Here is an 18,278-nt window from a genome sequence, read left to right on the forward strand (position 1 = left end):
CATAATTTTATGCCAAATCGCCCTTAACCAGCGGGACAAACCGCACCGCCTCGACGGTATCGACAACAAACTCATTCCCTTTACGCCGAATGCGCTTCAACGCCTGCTGCTCTTCCCCAACCGGCAACACCATAATGCCGCCTTCGTCGAGTTGTGACAGCAGTTCTGGCGGGATTTCCGGTGGGGCAGCGGTAACGATAATCGCATCAAAAGGCCCGCGTGACGGCCAGCCTTGCCAGCCATCACCGTGGCGGGTGGATACATTGTGTAAATCAAGCTGCTTAAGCCGGCGTTTCGCCTGCCACTGCAAGCCTTTTATCCGTTCAACCGAACAAACATGCTCTACCAGATGCGCAAGGATTGCCGTCTGATAGCCCGAGCCGGTGCCGATCTCCAGCACCCGGGAGGTCGGCGTCAGCTCAAGCAGCGCGGTCATTTTCGCTACCGTATAAGGCTGCGAAATGGTCTGGCCGGAACCTATCGGTAACGCCACGTTTTCCCAGGCTTTATGTTCAAAAGCCTCGTCGACAAAACGCTCACGCGGCACCTCTTCAATTGCCTTCAGCAAACGCTCATCGTCAATGCCCTGCTGGCGCAGCTGTGCCAGCAACGTATCAATACGCTTGCTCACCATTCCTTATTGACTCCGGCTTTGGTTATCCAGCTGGAGAGCACATCCTGCGCACCGTGCGCAGTTAAATCGACGTGCAGCGCGGTAACCGATACATAACCCGCATCGACCGCAGCAAAATCGGTATCCGGGCCAGCATCAAACTTATCGCCAGGCGGGCCGATCCAGTACAGGGTATTGCCGCGTGGATCCTGCTGCGGAATCACCTGATCGGAGGGATGACGGCTACCACAGCGCGTTACCCGAATACCTTTAATCTGATCGAGCGGCAGATCCGGCACATTGATATTCAGAATGCGTCCGGTACGCAGCGGCTCGCGCTGCAATGCGCGCAGTATAGAACAGGTAATCGCCGCGGCAGTGTCATAATGCTGATGGCCATCCAGCGATACCGCCAGTGCCGGCAAGCCCAGATGGCGCCCTTCCATTGCCGCAGCAACGGTGCCTGAATAGATGACGTCATCGCCAAGGTTAGGCCCGGCATTGATGCCTGACACCACGATATCCGGCTTCGGCTGCATCAGCGCATTGACGCCAAGATAGACACAGTCGGTTGGCGTGCCCATCTGCACGGCAATATCACCGTTGGGGTAAGGAAAAGTGCGTAATGGTGTTTCCAGCGTCAGTGAGTTTGAGGCGCCGCTCCGGTTACGGTCGGGCGCCACAATCTGCACGTCAGCAAACTCGCGCAGGGCTTTGGCTAAAGCCTGAATGCCCGGCGCATGAATACCATCATCGTTACTCAGCAATATCCGCATCGTCACCTTCTTGTTCGAGGATTTCACGCACTACGCTGGTGGCAAAGCTACCGGCCGGCAGCCAGAAATTCAGCTCTACCGTAACATCATCCCACCAGTCCCAGCGAAGCTCGCGCGGGATAACCAACATCGCACGGCGTGCCGCTTCGACTCGTTCACGCTCAAGCAGTGTAATCAATTCTGCCTCGGCTGACAGGCACTGTTGTTCAAATGACAGCGCCGCATCACGGCTTCCCCATTCGCCGCTGCCCGGCAGCGGCGCGGTAATACGTAGCTCATTATTATCAACGCGCTGTTGCAGCGTCTCAAACTCAGCGTCTTCTGCCACAAACCAGCTACCGCGCCCCGTCAGCTGAAGTGCATCACCTGCCATGACTTTGCACAGCGAATGCTGCTGCGCCAGTCGCTGACTGACGACCTGATTAAACATGGCACTGCGCGCTGCTGACAACAAGAAACTGCGCTTATTGCGCTCACGCACGCGAATTTCGTCTGCCGCCCAGCGCCGGGCCAGCGTCAGGTTGTTACCCTCATGACCAAATCTTTGCAGGCCAAAATAGTTGGGTACACCCGCCTGAAGAATCTGTTCCAGCCGCTGTTCGACCGCATCACGATCGCTAATCTGACGCAGAATCAGTTTAAAAGCATTGCCCTGCAAAGCACCCGTACGCAGCTTGCGACGATGGCGCGCGCTTTCCAGCACTTCGCAACCTTCCAGCTGAAAGGTACTCATCACCGGCGTCTCTTTGCCCGGCAGGCGCAGGCAGAACCACTGCTCAGTCACCGCATGGCGATCTTTCATGCCAGCGAAACTCACGTCGCGGGGATGAATACCAGCAAATTTTGCCAGCGCTTCGGCAACAAAGCGGGTATTACAGCCGGTTTTACGCAGGCGCACCAGCAGCTGCTCGCCGTCACCATCCGGGGTATATCCCAGATCTTCAATGACCACAAAATCTTCGGGGTTAGCTTTCAGCTTACCGCGTGCCGCTGGCTTACCGTGCAACCGGCTCAGATTTAACATATCCATTAAGACTGCGCCTTTACCAGCAGCGCCACTGCTTCACAGGCGATACCTTCACCCCGCCCGGTAAAGCCCAGCTTTTCGGTGGTGGTCGCTTTTACATTGACGTCATCCATATGGATACCCAGATCTTCTGCAATATTGATTCGCATCTGTGGAATATGCGGCAGCATTTTCGGTGCCTGAGCAATAATGGTCACATCGACATTACCGAGTCGATAGCCCTTTTGCTGAATTTTATTCCACGCCTCACGCAACAATTCGCGGCTGTCAGCGCCTTTAAACGCCGGATCGGTATCCGGAAACAGCTTGCCGATATCCCCCAGCGCCGCAGCGCCGAGCAGCGCATCCGTCAGCGCATGCAATACCACGTCACCGTCAGAGTGTGCCAGCAAACCTTTATCGTAAGGAATTCGCACGCCACCCATAATCAGCGGGCCTTCGCCACCAAAAGCATGGACATCAAAACCGTGACCGATACGCATTTTGCGCTCTCCTTAATTATTTGATTGAGTCAGATAGAACGCGGCCAGCGCCAAATCTTCCGGCCGCGTGACTTTAATATTATCACTGCGCCCGACCACCAGCTCAGGATGATAGCCGCAATACTCCAGCGCCGATGCTTCATCAGTGATGATTGCGCCTTCATTGAGCGCGCGCAGCAAACAGCCGCGCAGCAGATCAAGCGGGAAAAATTGTGGTGTTAACGCATGCCATAACGCTTCGCGATCGACAGTATGAGCAATCGCCGCTTTTGCCGGCTCCGCGCGTTTCATGGTATCGCGCACCGGCGCAGCGAGAATGCCACCTACGCGGCTGTGGGTCGCTATCGCCAGCAGGCGCGCCAGGTCGTCCGCATGCAGACAAGGTCGTGCGGCATCATGCACCAATACCCAGCCAGCGTTACCGGCAGCGTTGAGCCCGGCCAGTACCGATTCGGCGCGCTGATTCCCGCCGGTTACCGGGATAATACGCGGATCGTGCGCAATCGCCAGCTGCCGGAACTGCACATCTTCAGGGCTAAGCGCCACAATCACGCGCGTCACTGCCGGATGCGCCAGCAAGCTGGCAATACTGTGTTCGAGAATGGTTTGCTTGCCAATGGTCAGATACTGCTTCGGACACTCAGACAGCATGCGGCTGCCGATACCGGCCGCGGGAACCACGGCGATAACGTCCGGGAAGGAACCTGCAATGTTGGTCATTATTTATCGTTGTTGGTTTTGAGCAGCCTGTTGCGCGTTTCGTCTGTTTTGATCCGGCACCAGGCGATAGAAAGTCTCGCCGGGTTTAATCATTCCCAGCTCGCTACGTGCACGTTCTTCAATCGCTTCCGAACCGCCGTTTAAATCGTCGATTTCGGCAAAAAGCTGATCGTTGCGCGCTTTAAGTTTGGCGTTATTCGCCTGCTGCACCGCGACGTCGTCATTGACCCGCGTATAATCATGAATGCCGTTCTTGCCCAGCCAGAGCGAATATTGCAGCCAGCCTAACAGTACAAGTAACAGCAGCGTAAGTTTACCCATCCCGCCCCCTGAAAAACGGCTCAATCATCCCATAACTTTTCGCCCGACTCCACTACGCAGGCGAAATTGAACAGCTTTATCAGAGCTGCACTCAAACAGCGCTTGCCTGACCGCCAATGAAAATGTATTTTTATGCACTTAAAATGCATAATTAAGACTATTTTAAAATACCGGGAGCACATATGTTAAAAAGATTTGCACTGATCGGCACCCTGCTGGCGTTGCTGACCTCAGCCGCTCAGGCGGAAACCTGGGTCGTCGGTTCAGGGGGGACTTACCGCCCTTTCGAGTTTGAGAATAGTCAAAAACAGCTGGAAGGTTTTGATATCGATATAATTAAAGCGGTAGCTAAGGCGCAAAACGCTGAGGTCAAGCTGATCAATACCCCCTGGGAAGGCATTTTCGCTACCCTTGGCTCCGGCGATCGCGACATTATTATTTCCGGTATCACTATTACCGACAAACGTAAACAGATGGTGGATTTCTCCGCGCCCTACTTCCCGGCGGAGCAGTCTATCGTCGTGGCCAAAGATTCAAAAATTGACTCTCTTGAGGCACTGAAAAATGAAAAAGTCGGGGTGGTCAACTCCAGTACCGGCGATATCGTGGTTTCCGACGTGTTAGGCAAAAACAGCACCGCGATCAAACGCTTTGATAATACTCCACTGCTGCTGCAAGAGCTGTATGAAGAGGGTATCAGTGCTGCGGTCGGCGATGTCGGTGTGGTGAAGTACTACATCAAAACCCACCCGGAAAAACAGTTTAAGCTGGTATCTGACGCCAAATTTGAACGCCAGTACTTCGGTATCGCGGTAGCAAAGGGTAACGATGCACTGCGTGAAAAAATTAACGCTGGCCTGAAAACTATCATTGCCGATGGCACCTACGCCAGAATCTACAGCGCCTGGTTCGACAGCAACGTCCCCACTCTGCCCGCTGAATAACCCCTCTTTTTCGCCGCCGGGTGCGGCGAATTCTTTTTACAGGATTGTGGTATGACAGGATTTCGTTGGGAAATCATTCAGGAATATATGCCGCTGTTTATCGACGGCGCGATGATGACCCTGAAATGTACGTTGATCTGCGTGATCACCGGTACGCTCTGGGGTTTGACCCTCGGCCTGGGCCGGCTGGCACAGGCTCCGCATGGCCCGTGGAAATTTATTCTGCACTATTTTGTTCAGTGGCCGGTACGCATCTATATCAGTGCATTTCGCGGTACGCCGCTGTTTGTGCAGATTATGGTGGTGCACTTCGCCCTGATTCCGCTGTTTATTAATCCGCGTGATGGCTTACTGGTGACCAGCGGGCTGATGTCCTCTGACTTCGCCCGTACCTTACGTTCGGACTATGGCGCGTTTCTTTCCTGCATCGTGGCAATCACGCTGAATTCCGGTGCCTATGTGTCAGAGATTTTCCGCGCCGGCATTCAGTCAATCGATCGCGGTCAGATGGAAGCCTCGCGTTCACTGGGTATGCCGTATGGCAGCACCATGCGCAAGGTGATTTTGCCACAGGCGTTTCGTCGCATGCTGCCGCCGCTGGGCAATAATGCCATTGCGATTGTGAAAGACTCCTCGCTGGCTTCCGCCATCGGCCTCGCCGATCTGGCCTACGCCGCGCGTACCGTTTCCGGCGCCTATGCGACTTACTGGGAACCCTACCTGGTGATTTCAGTGATTTACTGGGTCTTTACTTTCCTGCTGTCGCTGTTGGTTCAATATATGGAAAAGAGGTTCGGCAAAAGTGATTCACGTTAATAATTTGCAGAAACAATTTGGCGATAATCTCGTACTGCGTGGCATCAGCTGCGATATTGATCCGCAAGAAGTGGTGTGCGTTATCGGTCCATCAGGCTCGGGAAAAAGTACTTTCCTGCGCTGCCTTAACGGGCTGGAAAGCATTGAGGGCGGCAGCGTTGAGGTCAACGGCTTTGCGGTGCACGATGTAAAAACCAATATTAACCAGCTGCGCGAATCGGTCGGCATGGTGTTCCAACGCTTCAATCTGTTCCCGCACATGACAGTGCTGGAAAACCTGATTATGGCGCCAATGGAGCTGCGTAAACTGTCGCGTAAGGTGGCGACTGAACAGGCGAAAGTGCTGCTGGCAAAAGTCGGGCTGAGCGATAAAATCGACGCCTGGCCAAACAGCCTGTCCGGCGGTCAGCAACAGCGCGTGGCAATTGCCAGGGCGCTGGCGATGGAGCCGAAAATCATGCTGTTTGATGAACCGACTTCGGCACTCGATCCTGAGCTGGTCGGTGAAGTGCTGGCGGTAATGAAAACCCTGGCGCAGGAAGGCATGACGATGGTGATTGTCACCCACGAGATGGCCTTTGCCCGCGAAGTCGCCGATCGGGTGATGTTTATCGATCAGGGCGTGATTCAGGAAATGGGTCATCCCGAACAACTGTTCACTGCCCCTGTTAACCCACGTACCGCATCATTTCTCAGCAAAGTTTTGTAACGCAGCGGGAGCCGATAACGGCTCCCCTGTTACCATGATGCTAATCACCAGCCGGTAAGATACGAAAACACCAGCCAGAACAGGCACACCACCAGCAGCGTGGTCAGAATCAGCGTCCAGATTAAGCGCCCGCGCAGCAACAAAATCATGGCAATCCCCATTAATACCGAAACCGGCAGCAGAGCAAGGAAGAAAGGCCAGGTATAGAGGAAGAAAAACAGCGTATTGGAACCGTAGAGTACCAGGGGAATCGCCAGCGCAAACCAGTAAGCAACAAAGCCTATAACCCCACCGGGGAATGACCAGCTGTGCTCTTCAAGGTCAGATTCATCTTTTCGGGCAAGCATCGGGGTAACGTTCTGCATAAGTATCCTGTTGACGCGTTGTCGGCTCGCTCTCTGGCGTTAATAATCCTGAATCAGTCAGGTTGCAGGCAGATGGCGAACCAGCACACCTGCAACCTGAAACATAGCGGATCAGCCGTAGCTATCTCAGGACTTGATAATATCGCGACCACGCAGCAGGTCTAACAATTGCGCTATCAATTTTGTTACCAATTGTTCGCCATCAAGCTGAATTTCGGCCTGCTCAGGCGCTTCATATACCGCATCAATACCGGTGAAATTACGCAGCTCTCCGGCGCGGGCTTTTTTGTATAATCCCTTCGGATCGCGCGCTTCACAGATGGCTAACGGCGTATCGACGAACACTTCGATAAAACGCCCTTCACCAATCGTATCACGCACCATTTGACGCTCGGCGCGATGCGGAGAGATAAACGCCGTCAGCACCACCAGGCCCGCATCAACCATCAGTTTTGCCACTTCACCCACGCGACGGATATTCTCTTTGCGGTCATCATCGCTGAAGCCTAAATCGCGGCACAGTCCATGACGCACATTGTCACCGTCCAGCAGGTAAGTACGGACGCCCAGCTGATGCAGCGCCTGTTCCAGCGCACCGGCCACCGTCGATTTACCCGAGCCTGAAAGCCCGGTAAACCATAACACCACGCCCTGATGACCATTTAACGACTCGCGCTCCGCACGCGTTACCGCGTGCGAATGCCAGATGACATTTTCATCATGTGTGGCGGCCATTTATTTGCCACCCAACAGGTCGCGTGCATTCCAGTGTGGGAAGTGGCGACGTACCAGCGCGTTTAACTCCAGTTCAAAGGCGCTGAATTCACCGCGGCTCTGCTGCACATCTTCCTGCGGCTGGCGAATCATTCCCGCACCGACGGTCACGTTGCTCAGGCGATCAATAAAGATCATCCCGCCGGTCACCGGATTTTGCTGATAGGCATCCAGCACCATCGGTTCATCAAAGGTCACATCAACCAGGCCAATACCATTAAGCGGCAGGTTTTCCACTTCGCGCTGTGTCAGGCTGTTAATCTCGACCTGATGCTGAATGTTTTCGATACGCGCACGGGTTTTCTTACCGGCGATTTTGACATCGTAACTCTGACCCGGGGTTAGCGGCTGTTCCGCCATCCACACCACATCAATGGATGCGCCCTGCACCGCTTTCAGCGTGGCATCGGCTTCCACCAGCAAATCGCCACGGCTGATATCAATCTCATCTTTGAGAACCAGCGTCAGCGCTTCACCGGCTGCGGCCTGTTGTAAATCGCCATCAAAGGTCACAATGCGGGCAATCGAAGATTCAACGCCTGATGGCAGCACTTTTACCCGCTGACCAACGCGTACCGTACCTGATGCCAGCGTACCGGCATAACCACGGAAGTCGAGGTTAGGACGATTCACATACTGCACCGGGAAACGCATCGGCTGCTGCTCAACCACACGCTGCACCTCGACGGTTTCCAGCACATCCAGCAGCGTCGGGCCGCTATACCAGTTCATCTCAGCGCTCGGCGTCGCGACGTTTTCGCCTTCCAGCGCCGACAGCGGCACAAAGCGGATATCCAGGTCTTCCGGCAGCTGCTCAGCAAAATCCAGATAATCCTGTTTAATCTGCTCAAACGTTTCCTGCTTATAGTCGACCAGATCCATTTTATTGATCGCCACCACCAGATGTTTAATTCCCAGCAGCGTGGAGATAAAGCTGTGACGACGAGTTTGGTCCAGCACGCCTTTACGCGCATCGATCAGCAGAATCGCCAGATCGCAGGTTGAGGCACCGGTCGCCATATTGCGCGTGTACTGCTCATGGCCCGGGGTATCGGCAATAATAAATTTGCGCTTCTCGGTGGAGAAATAGCGATACGCCACATCGATAGTGATGCCCTGTTCACGCTCGGCCTGCAAACCATCAACCAGCAGCGCCAGGTCAAGTTTTTCGCCCTGCGTACCGTGACGTTTGCTGTCGTTATGCAGCGAAGAGAGCTGATCTTCATAGATCTGACGGGTATCGTGCAGCAGTCGGCCAATCAGCGTACTTTTACCGTCGTCGACGCTGCCGCAGGTCAGAAAACGCAGCAGACTTTTATGTTGCTGCGCGTGCAGCCAGGCTTCTACGCCACCCTGATCGGCAATTTGTTGTGCAATAACGTTATTCATTTGGCGGCTCCTTAGAAATAACCCTGGCGTTTCTTCAGCTCCATCGAGCCGGCCTGGTCGCGGTCAATCATGCGCCCCTGACGTTCGCTGGTGGTGGATACCAGCATCTCTTCGATAATCTCCGGCAGCGTTTGCGCTTCAGATTCAACCGCACCGGTCAGCGGCCAGCAGCCCAGGGTACGGAAACGCACCATACGCTGCTCGATCACTTCACCAGGTTGCAGATCGATACGGTCATCGTCGATCATCATCAGCATGCCATCACGTTCCAGCACCGGACGAGGTGCCGCCAGATACAGCGGAACGATCTCGATGTTTTCCAGAAAGATATATTGCCAAATATCCAGTTCGGTCCAGTTTGACAGCGGGAAAACGCGGATGCTTTCGCCTTTGTTGATCTGGCCGTTGTAGTTGTGCCACAGCTCCGGGCGCTGGTTCTTCGGATCCCAGCGGTGAAAACGGTCACGGAATGAATAGATACGCTCTTTCGCACGCGACTTCTCTTCATCACGGCGAGCACCGCCAAACGCAGCATCAAAGCCCCATTTATTTAGCGCCTGCTTCAAACCTTCGGTCTTCATAATATCGGTGTGCTTGGCACTGCCGTGGACAAACGGGTTAATCCCCATTGCCACCCCTTCCGGGTTACGGTGAACCAGCAATTCAGCGCCGATATTTTTAACCATGCGGTCGCGAAATTCGTACATTTCGCGGAATTTCCAGCCGGTATCAACATGCAGCAGCGGAAACGGCAGGGTTCCCGGATAGAAGGCTTTACGCGCCAGGTGCAGCATCACAGAAGAATCTTTGCCGATGGAGTACATCATCACCGGGTTAGCAAACTCCGCCGCCACTTCGCGGATGATATGGATACTCTCCGCCTCCAGTTGACGCAAATGGGTGAGTCGTTTTTGATCCATAATCTTTCCTCAAGCCAAATTCACAACGGCGGACTCACGTCCGGCCTGCTGTGCTGAATGTTGAAACCAGGCCAGCTGCGCGTGCAGATTGACGACTTCGCCAATCACCAACAGCGCTGGCGTTGGGGCGCGTTGCGCCAGTTCTTCGAGATGTTCCAGCGTACCGGTTAATACCTGCTGATCCTGACGGGTGCCGCGGCCAATGACCGCCACCGGGGTGCTGGCGTCACGGCCATGAGCAATCAGCTGCTGACTAATTTCAGCCGCTTTTACCGTTCCCATATAGATCGCCAGCGTCTGACGCGCACGCGCCAGTGAAGGCCAGTCGATACCCTCGCCGTCGGGACGGCAGTGGCCGGTAATAAACAGCACGCTCTGCGCGTAATCACGATGTGTTAAGGGGATACCAGCGTAAGCGGTAGCGCCGGCTGCGGCTGTAATTCCTGGCACCACCTGAAACGGAATGCCCGCTTGCTGCGCGGCCTGTAGCTCTTCACCACCGCGACCGAAAATAAACGGATCGCCGCCTTTTAACCGCACCACCCGTTTACCTTTTTGCGCCAGCGTCACCAGCAGGCGATTGGTCTCTTCCTGCGGCACCGAATGCGCTCCGGCACGTTTACCCACGCAGATCCTGTCGGCATCGCGGCGCACCAGATCCAAAATTTCGTCACTGACCAGATGGTCATACAGCACCACATCGGCCAGCTGCATCACCTGCAAACCGCGTAATGTCAGCAGACCAGAGTCACCCGGCCCGGCGCCCACCAGAATAATTTCCCCCTGCGCCTGCTCGGGGTTATCCAACTGACTGTCCAGTGTCTGCCGGGCACCCTGCACGTTACCGGCAGCCACCTGGCTGGCGAACAGGCCATTAAAGGCACGTTCCCAGAAACGACGGCGATCTGACATCTTGCTAAAGCGCTGTTTAACCTTGTCACGCCACTGACCGGCAATGTCTGCCATCTGCCCGAGATTGGCCGGTAACAGCGTTTCCAGTTTTTCGCGCAGCAACCGGGCCAGCACCGGAGCGGTGCCGCTGGAGGAGATCGCGACGACCAGCGGTGAACGGTCGACAATCGAGGGGAAGATAAAGGAGCATTTTGGCTGGTCATCCACCACGTTCGCCAGCAGATGGCGTTGACTGGCCGCTTCAAATACCCGGGCATTCAGCGCACTGTCATCAGTGGCGGCAATCACCAGAAACACGCTATCAAGCTGTGTCTCGTCAAAAGAGGTCGCCAGCCATTCAAGCTGGTCGTGGTCGGCCAGCGCCTGAAGTTCTTCACACAGCTCGCGAGCAGCAATCTGCACCCGCGCCCCGGCACGACGCAGTAATTCAATTTTGCGCGCCGCAATATCACCACCGCCTACCACCAGAACCGGTTTAGACTTGAGATCGGCAAAAATCGGAAGATAGTCCACGTCGACCTTATATGAAATAACAGAAAGTTAACGCGACTATACGTCTGCAGGTTCGGGCAGATGAAATTACTAATTGGAATGAGTAGTTACCTAATGGAATAACGAACCGGCTAAGCTGAGAACAAAATGTGCTTAACGGATGATATTTAGGGCGTTTCAGAGCGAATGAAATTGTCTAACGGCGATCACAATTTCATAATATTGCAGCAAAAAAATTTCGCTCGCGCTATGGCATGACGCCTAAGGATTCTGAAATGTTTTCCACCCTCCGCCTGAGAGTGCTGGCCTCGCTACTCAGTTGCGGCATTACATTACCGGTCATGGCGGCACAGCCCGCTATCGGCAAGTTTGCTGAACAGCAGTTGCGCAATATTGCTACCCTTTTTCCTGGCCGCATGGTCGGAAGCCCGGCCGAGTTGTTGACCGCTGACTATTTGCAGCAGCAGTTCAGCGATATGGGCTATCACAGCGACAAACGGGATTTTAATACCCGTTATCAATACCAGCATAAAGATGGCAGTACCAGCTGGCGTCAGGTTACCGGAAGTTCGGTGATTGCCGCACGCCCGGGCAAAGCGCCACAGGAGATCCTGATCGTTGCCCATCTTGATACCTGGAGCCCGCTAAGCGACAGCGATGTCGAAAACAATCTTGGCGGCTTACGCTTACAGGGAGCGGATGATAACGCCGCCGGCCTGGGCGTAATGCTTGAGCTGGCACAGCGACTCAGCAGCCAGCCGCTGCACTATGGCATTCGCTTTGTTGCCTTGAGCGGCGAAGAGATTGGTCATCGGGGCAGCGAAGATTACCTCGCGCGAATGAAAGCCAACGAGAAACAGCATACTTTGCTGGTGATTAATCTCGACAGTCTGCTGGTGGGCGATAAGCTCTACTTTAACAGCGGCAGCAATACTCCGGCAGCGGTAGCGCGTCAGACCCGCGACCGTGCGCTGGCGATTGCTCATCGTTACGGCATCAACGCCAGCAGCCACCCGCTAAACAAGCCAGCCGATCCGTTCGACAGCGCTGGTTTTCCACTGCTTAGCGTGCGTGCGGCAAACTGGAAACTGGGCCATCAGGATGGCAGTCAGCAGCGCAGTAAGTCACCGCACTTCCCGGAGGGTATTAGCCGCCATCAAACCGAGCGTGATAACCTCAGCTATATCGATCGCTGGTTGCCTGGGCGTATCGCGCTACGCAGCCGCGACAGCGTAAAAATTCTGCTGCCGTTAATTACCGAACTGGCTAATCCGGCCGAAAAAAAGGAGCCGTAATGTATATCGTTTATCTGAACTATCATCGCCCGGTTGAAGAAGTTGAAGCCCTGCTGGAACCCCATATTCAGTGGCTTGATCGCTACTTCGACGCCGGGGTGTTTATTGCGGCGGGTCGCAAAGATCCGCGCACCGGCGGAATGATCATGGTGAAAGATATCGATCGCCAACGGCTGGAAACCATTCTGGCTGAAGATCCGTTTGTCGCAGTGGCTCATTACGAGGTGACAAAAGTGAATGTGACGCGCGCGGCTGCGGCATTTAGCGGACTGGTGGCCAGCTGACTCGCTGAGGATACGGGCGGCCTGGCTTCCTGCCTCCGCCCGTGAAAGTCTGTCAGTTACTACGATTGAGAATTTTCTGTAACTCGGCGCGCTGGATGCTGTTCAGCGCTTCGTCTCTGACGCAACAGCGGTCGCAGTAGTGACGCGCATGTTCCGCGGTCCAGCACCAGGCCTGTTCCCGCTTCATCCGCTCCACTAGTTTGCTGTAAAGATGATTGATATTCATCGATTTCAGCACTTCTCTCAGGCTCAGATGCTTATGCGGCGATAGCTGCTTTCTTAAAAAGGCCAGCGTCGGTTTCACATCTGCCCGCAGCAATACCGTCGGTTTATTCTGGTATGCCGGATGCAGGCGGCTCTCCCCCACCTGCTTAAAGAACAGCACATCACGATAAAAACGCGCCTTGCGCGCTTCAACCTGAATAAACAAGGTATCGATACGCTGGAAAAATACGGCGTACAGAATAATCCACGCGTACAGCTCACGCAGAACGCCGCCACCACGATAACTCTCATCAATACATAACGAGCCAATCTCTGCGGTGCGCTCCGGACAGCAGCCAGACTGGTCAATTTCCCTGGCAAACACTTTTTCAGCAGGCAGCCCTTGCCCGCTCTGTTTAATCAGCGCAATGGTTCCAATCACATCTTCATCGACTTTAGCCAGAAACAGCCGGTTAGCTGCCGTGAAAAACCAGGGAGAAAAAAGCATATTGCCGGGTTGGGCAGTAACCAGACCCAATTTCAGATACGCAGCATGTAATTTGCTCATGCCGGTAAAAAAATCCTGCAGAGTACCGACCTGCTGAATATCAATTTCGTCAGATGAATACGGTTTACCAAAACGCAGTGAATTCTTCAGAACTGAAGATGGATCGTTGATTGATCCAGACAACATCAGGTCTTTATCTGACACCAGAGTATCTCCTTGCTGAGTGAGTAAAATGTCACCCAACAAGGATTGATCGATAAGTTTATTTAAACAATGGAATGGCAAAAAATTAATGAAACCGTGATATCACACACAATTATTAATAAACACGGCTAAACTACGTGGAGATAAGTTTAGTTAAATTTATCATTAACCTTCATGCAAGCCGCATTCACGCTTCAGGCCGAAGAAGCGAGTTTCTTCCTCTGCCATACCGGGTTCCCATTTACGCGTGGTGTGGGTATCGCCGACCGACAGATAGCCCTGGTCCCACAGAGGATGATAGCTGAGGCCATGCTGCTGTAAATATTGATAAACCTGGCGATTGTCCCAGTCGATAATCGGCAAGAATTTAAATACCCCACGCTGAATCGCCAACACCGGTAAATGTGCGCGACTGCCGGATTGATCGCGGCGTAAACCGGCAAACCACGTCTGGCCGCCGAGCGTTTGCAGCGCACGATTCATCGGTTCAACCTTATTAATCAGATTGTACTTTTCGATGCCTTCAACGCCCTGCTCCCACAGTTTACCGTAACGCGCTTCCTGCCACGCCGCTGACTGCCCGGCGCGAAACACTTGCAGATTCAAATCCAGCTTCTCAGTCAGCGTGTCGATAAACTGATAAGTCTCAGGAAACAGATAGCCGGTATCGGTCAGAATGACCGGGATATCCGGCTGCTGACGAGTGACCAAATGCAATGAGACCGCAGCCTGAATACCAAAACTGGAAGAGAGAACAAAATCACCCGGCAGATTTTCCAGTGCCCAACTGACGCGCTCCTGTGCGGAGAGTTTATCCAGCTGATTATTCACTTCTGCCAGCGCCATTACGCGCTCTACTTTTGGTAATTCACGCAATGTTGCGAGATCGAGTACCGACATATCGCCTCCGTTATTCCCAGAAATCACGCGCCGGATCGAGAACCGCTTTTACCACGCCAGCACGGATGGTGAAGTCGCCGAAACCTTCATCGGCTTCACGCTCTTTTGCCCAACGGCCAACCAGCTCATCAATGCTCGCCAGAATCTCATCTTCTGTGATGTTCTCGCGATACATGCGCGGAATACGCGTGCCGATGCGGTTACCCCCTAAATGCAGGTTATAACGCCCCGGCGCTTTACCGACCAGACCAATTTCAGCCAGCATGGCACGTCCGCAGCCGTTCGGACAACCGGTTACGCGTAGCACTATGTGCTCTTCGCCAACGCCGTGCTTATTCATCAGGCCTTCGACCCGGGTCACAAATTCAGGCAGGAAGCGTTCGGCTTCCGCCATTGCCAGTGGGCAGGTCGGGAATGAGACACAGGCCATTGAGTTTTCACGCTGGGCGGTGACGCTTTCCATCAGCCCCGAGGCGCGGGCAATCTGTTCGATCTTGTCTTTATCGGCTTCCGGCACCCCAGCAACAATCAGGTTCTGGTTAGCGGTAAGTCGGAAATCACCCTGATGAATTCGCGCAATCTCAGCTACGCCGGATTTAAGTGGACGACCTGGATAGTCCATCAGACGACCATTTTCAATAAATAGCGTCAGATGCCATTTATTATCGATGCCTTTCACCCAGCCAAAACGATCGCCACGGGTGGTAAATTCGTACGGGCGAATCGGTTCGAAAGTGATACCGGCCCGGCGCTCCACTTCCTGTTTGAAGGTTTCAACGCCAACACGCTCAAGGGTATATTTGGTTTTGGCATTTTTACGATCGGTACGGTTACCCCAGTCTCGCTGAGTGGTCACCACCGCTTCCGCTACCGCCAGCGTTTTATCCAGCGGCAGATAACCAAATTCGCTGGCAGTGCGCGCGTAAGTGGCTTTATTACCGTGCTCAATCGACAAACCGCCACCGACCAGCAGATTAAAGCCCACCAGCTTGCCGTTCTCGGCAATAGCGATAAAGTTCAAGTCGTTGGCGTGCAGATCGACGTCATTATGCGGCGGTACCACCACGGTAGTTTTAAACTTACGCGGCAGATAGGTTTCACCAAGAATCGGTTCCTGATCGGTGGTGGCAACTTTCTCTTTATCCAGCCAGATTTCGGCATACGCCCGCGTCTGCGGCAGCAAATGCTCAGAAAGTTTCTTCGCCCACTCATAGGCTTCCTGATGCAGCTCAGACTCAACCGGGTTCGACGAGCAGAGCACGTTGCGGTTAACGTCGTTGGCCGTTGCCAGCGCATCAAGCCCCACCTCGTGCAGCATCTGATGAGCCGGCTTGACATTACCCTTGAGGATGCCGTGAAACTGGAAGGTCTGACGGTTAGTCAGGCGCACGCTGCCGTAAAGGGTATTGTCGGTGGCAAATTTTTCAATTGCCAGCCACTGAGTTGGCGTGATGATACCGCCCGGCAAGCGGCAGCGCAGCATCATCGCATGACGCGGCTCCAGTTTCTGCTCGGCGCGCTCGGCGCGAATATCGCGGTCATCCTGCTGGTACATACCGTGAAAACGGATCAGCAGAAAGTTATCGCCTTTAAAGCCACCGGTCAGGCCATCATCGAGATCTTCAGTGATGGTGCCACGCAAATAGTTGCTCTGTTTTTTCAGGCGCTCTGCGTCGGTTAGCTTGCCTTCAACGACCAGCGGTCCAGGATGTTTTTCGCTCATTAGTAAACGTCTCGCTGATAACGGCGCTCAATGCGCAGCTCACTTAAAAATTCGTCAGCCGTTTCGGTGTCCATGCCACCGTGTTCGGCTACCACTTCCAGTAATGCCTGCTCAACGTCTTTTGCCATACGATTGGCATCGCCGCAGACGTAAATGTGGGCACCTTCCTCAATCCAGCGCCACACTTCCGCACCTTTCGCACGGATTTTATCTTGTACGTATATTTTATGCTGCTGGTCACGGGACCAGGCTAAATCGATATTGGTCAGCAGGCCATCTTTGACAAAGCGCTGCCACTCAACCTGATACAGGAAATCATCGGTGAAATGAGGATTGCCAAAGAACAACCAGTTTTTGCCGCCGGCAGCATCATTATCACGCTGCTGCATAAAGGCGCGGAATGGCGCAATACCGGTGCCCGGGCCAATCATAATTACCGGGGTTTCCGGATTGGCAGGCAGACGGAAATTATCGTTGTGTTCGATAAACACCCGGATCTCAGCATCTTCTTCCAGCCGATCGGCCAGATAGCTCGATGCACCACCGGCACGTGGACGGCCATCAATTTCATAACGCACCGCACCGACGGTGATATGCACTTCATTCTCAGTCTCCGCCTGCGACGAGGCAATGGAGTAGAGGCGTGGCGTCAGCGGACGCAGTAATTCGGTCAGCTGTTCGGCATGCAGCTCAGTGGGCGCCTGGCGCGCCATATCGACAATTGGCGTGTTCTGCGCGTAGTGCTGAAGCTGCGCTTTATCGGCAACCAACGCCAGTAAAGCTTCATTACGTGACAGATGAGCAAAGCGCTCGACAATCTGCGGCGTATTGACCGTCAATTCGAAGTGCTTCTGCAACGCTTCGGACAGTGGCAAGGTACTGCCATTCACCTCAACGCTTTCGTCACCCTTTAACCACAGCAGTTCTGTCAGCTCCTGCACCAGCGCTGGATCGTTTTCAAACCAGACGCCCAGCGCATCACCCGGCTGATAGCGCAGCCCGGAATCACCTAAATCGATTTCAATATGGCGCACGTCTTTATCCGAGTCGCGGCCGGTGATTTTCTGGTTGACGGCAAAGCTGGCGGTCAGCGGTTGCTCTTTGGTATACGGGCTGGAGTGCACTTCATTTACACTGCCCGCCGCGGTTGCTGCGGCCTGAGCCGGTGATTCACTCGGCACGCGCGCTTTAAGAATCTCAACAATCTGCTTACGCCACTGCTCAGCATCGGCAGCGTACTCAACGTCAGCATCGACGCGCGCCAGCAGCCGATCGCCGCCCAGCTCAGCCAGCTTGCCGTCAAAATCTTTACCGGCCTGACTAAAGAACTCGTAAGAAGTATCACCCAGACCAAATACTGCAAACGCGGTATCGTTAAGTTTCGGCGCTTTCTTCGACATCAGGAATTTATGCAGCGCAACCGCTTCTTCCGGTGGCTCGCCCTCGCCCTGGGTAGACGTCACGACCACCAGCAGTTTTTCCTGGGCGATTTGCTTGAACTTATAGTCACCGGCATTCACCAGATTAACGTTCAGTTTGGCCGCCAGTAAATCGTCTCGCAGCTGTTCTGACAGGCGACGGGCATTACCGGTTTGCGAAGCGGAAAGCAGGGTGATTGCCGGCACGTCAACCGGCGCAGGCGCGCTGACCACAGCACTACCCGGAGTCTGATTGACCATCCCCCAAAAATAACCTGAGAGCCATGCGAGCTGCGTGGTAGAAAAATCACCTGTCGCCGCCTGCAAGCGCGCGAGTTGCTCCGGGTTTAGCGGAAGCAGAGAACTTGGGGGAGCCTGAGTCGTCATTGCGTTGAGAATTCCAGTATCAGTGGTCCGGGACATATGAATGGGGGTAGGTTACCGATCAGCATAATAACCATTAAATAAGGGTTAGAAATAAT

Annotated in this window: 20 protein-coding genes; 5 read left to right on the top strand and 15 right to left on the bottom strand. The window is 54.1% G+C overall.

The annotated features are described in order from the left end of the window. Positions 1-7 precede the first annotated feature (7 nt). The 6 genes from RIN69_RS17700 to ftsB are packed head-to-tail and all read right to left on the bottom strand — an operon-like array spanning position 8 to position 3,939. Positions 8-634 carry a protein-L-isoaspartate(D-aspartate) O-methyltransferase gene (locus RIN69_RS17700; protein WP_313853428.1) on the bottom strand — a complete coding sequence of 209 codons (627 nt, stop codon included), beginning with the start codon at positions 632-634 and terminating at the stop codon, positions 8-10. Continuing rightward, complete coding sequence (gene surE / locus RIN69_RS17705; protein ID WP_313853430.1) at positions 628-1,389, bottom strand: 5'/3'-nucleotidase SurE; 762 nt, start codon at positions 1,387-1,389, stop codon at positions 628-630. Before surE ends, RIN69_RS17700 begins: the two co-directional genes overlap by 7 nt. Then, on the bottom strand, positions 1,370-2,419 hold the full coding sequence (truD, locus tag RIN69_RS17710) for a tRNA pseudouridine(13) synthase TruD (RefSeq protein ID WP_313853431.1): 1,050 nt from the start codon (positions 2,417-2,419) through the stop codon (positions 1,370-1,372). The genes surE and truD overlap by 20 nt, the downstream gene beginning before the upstream one ends. Then, positions 2,419-2,898, bottom strand: a complete 480-nt coding sequence (gene ispF / locus RIN69_RS17715; RefSeq protein WP_313853432.1) for a 2-C-methyl-D-erythritol 2,4-cyclodiphosphate synthase — start codon at positions 2,896-2,898, stop codon at positions 2,419-2,421. The genes truD and ispF overlap by 1 nt, the downstream gene beginning before the upstream one ends. Positions 2,899-2,910: 12 nt before the next feature. Continuing rightward, a complete protein-coding gene (gene ispD, locus RIN69_RS17720) occupies positions 2,911-3,618 on the bottom strand; it encodes a 2-C-methyl-D-erythritol 4-phosphate cytidylyltransferase (protein ID WP_313853433.1) in 708 nt (235 codons plus the stop codon). A gap of 3 nt (positions 3,619-3,621) precedes the next feature. Further along, positions 3,622-3,939 carry a cell division protein FtsB gene (gene ftsB, locus RIN69_RS17725; RefSeq protein ID WP_017803635.1) on the bottom strand — a complete coding sequence of 106 codons (318 nt, stop codon included), beginning with the start codon at positions 3,937-3,939 and terminating at the stop codon, positions 3,622-3,624. A gap of 182 nt (positions 3,940-4,121) precedes the next feature. On the opposite strand from ftsB, the gene RIN69_RS17730 reads away from it, so the two are divergent. From RIN69_RS17730 to RIN69_RS17740, 3 genes are read left to right on the top strand one after another with little or no spacing between them, the layout of a single operon-like run. After that, entirely contained in the window at positions 4,122-4,883 is a 762-nt protein-coding gene (locus RIN69_RS17730; RefSeq protein WP_313853434.1) for a basic amino acid ABC transporter substrate-binding protein, read from the top strand. A 51-nt stretch (positions 4,884-4,934) separates the two neighbouring features. After that, a complete protein-coding gene (locus RIN69_RS17735) occupies positions 4,935-5,699 on the top strand; it encodes an amino acid ABC transporter permease (protein ID WP_313853436.1) in 765 nt (254 codons plus the stop codon). Then, positions 5,686-6,408, top strand: a complete 723-nt coding sequence (locus RIN69_RS17740) for an amino acid ABC transporter ATP-binding protein (RefSeq protein WP_313853437.1) — start codon at positions 5,686-5,688, stop codon at positions 6,406-6,408. Before RIN69_RS17735 ends, RIN69_RS17740 begins: the two co-directional genes overlap by 14 nt. A gap of 44 nt (positions 6,409-6,452) precedes the next feature. Here RIN69_RS17740 and RIN69_RS17745 read toward each other — a convergent pair whose 3' ends face one another. The 5 genes from RIN69_RS17745 to cysG all read right to left on the bottom strand — a co-directional run bounded on the left by RIN69_RS17745 (position 6,453) and on the right by cysG (position 11,281). After that, on the bottom strand, positions 6,453-6,773 hold the full coding sequence (locus RIN69_RS17745; RefSeq protein WP_313853438.1) for a DUF3561 family protein: 321 nt from the start codon (positions 6,771-6,773) through the stop codon (positions 6,453-6,455). A 126-nt stretch (positions 6,774-6,899) separates the two neighbouring features. Then, on the bottom strand, positions 6,900-7,508 hold the full coding sequence (gene cysC, locus RIN69_RS17750; RefSeq protein ID WP_313853439.1) for an adenylyl-sulfate kinase: 609 nt from the start codon (positions 7,506-7,508) through the stop codon (positions 6,900-6,902). Beyond that, on the bottom strand, positions 7,509-8,936 hold the full coding sequence (gene cysN, locus RIN69_RS17755; RefSeq protein WP_313853441.1) for a sulfate adenylyltransferase subunit CysN: 1,428 nt from the start codon (positions 8,934-8,936) through the stop codon (positions 7,509-7,511). 11 nt (positions 8,937-8,947) lie between these two features. Next, entirely contained in the window at positions 8,948-9,856 is a 909-nt protein-coding gene (cysD, locus tag RIN69_RS17760; RefSeq protein WP_313853442.1) for a sulfate adenylyltransferase subunit CysD, read from the bottom strand. 9 nt (positions 9,857-9,865) lie between these two features. Continuing rightward, positions 9,866-11,281 (bottom strand): siroheme synthase CysG, encoded by a 1,416-nt coding sequence (gene cysG, locus RIN69_RS17765; protein ID WP_313853443.1) that lies wholly within the window; start codon positions 11,279-11,281, stop codon positions 9,866-9,868. Between the two features lie 254 nt (positions 11,282-11,535). Here cysG and RIN69_RS17770 point away from each other — a divergent pair, with 254 nt between their 5' ends. Both RIN69_RS17770 and RIN69_RS17775 read left to right on the top strand, forming a co-directional pair. Continuing rightward, positions 11,536-12,555 carry an aminopeptidase gene (locus tag RIN69_RS17770; RefSeq protein WP_313853444.1) on the top strand — a complete coding sequence of 340 codons (1,020 nt, stop codon included), beginning with the start codon at positions 11,536-11,538 and terminating at the stop codon, positions 12,553-12,555. Then, a complete protein-coding gene (locus RIN69_RS17775) occupies positions 12,555-12,839 on the top strand; it encodes a YciI family protein (RefSeq protein ID WP_313853445.1) in 285 nt (94 codons plus the stop codon). The genes RIN69_RS17770 and RIN69_RS17775 overlap by 1 nt, the downstream gene beginning before the upstream one ends. A 52-nt stretch (positions 12,840-12,891) precedes the next feature. On the opposite strand, the gene RIN69_RS17780 is transcribed toward RIN69_RS17775, so the two are convergent. The 4 genes from RIN69_RS17780 to cysJ form a co-directional block, all read right to left on the bottom strand. Further along, positions 12,892-13,755, bottom strand: a complete 864-nt coding sequence (locus tag RIN69_RS17780) for a GNAT family N-acetyltransferase (protein WP_313853446.1) — start codon at positions 13,753-13,755, stop codon at positions 12,892-12,894. Between the two features lie 165 nt (positions 13,756-13,920). Next, positions 13,921-14,655, bottom strand: coding sequence for a phosphoadenylyl-sulfate reductase (locus tag RIN69_RS17785; RefSeq protein ID WP_313853447.1), 735 nt, complete (start codon positions 14,653-14,655; stop codon positions 13,921-13,923). Positions 14,656-14,665: 10 nt separating this feature from the next. Beyond that, positions 14,666-16,378, bottom strand: a complete 1,713-nt coding sequence (cysI, locus tag RIN69_RS17790; RefSeq protein WP_313853448.1) for an assimilatory sulfite reductase (NADPH) hemoprotein subunit — start codon at positions 16,376-16,378, stop codon at positions 14,666-14,668. Then, complete coding sequence (gene cysJ, locus RIN69_RS17795; RefSeq protein WP_313853449.1) at positions 16,378-18,183, bottom strand: NADPH-dependent assimilatory sulfite reductase flavoprotein subunit; 1,806 nt, start codon at positions 18,181-18,183, stop codon at positions 16,378-16,380. Before cysJ ends, cysI begins: the two co-directional genes overlap by 1 nt. Positions 18,184-18,278: the final 95 nt, after the last annotated feature.

The organism is Winslowiella toletana (assembly GCF_032164335.1).
Taxonomy (GTDB): Bacteria; Pseudomonadota; Gammaproteobacteria; order Enterobacterales; family Enterobacteriaceae; genus Erwinia; species Erwinia toletana_A.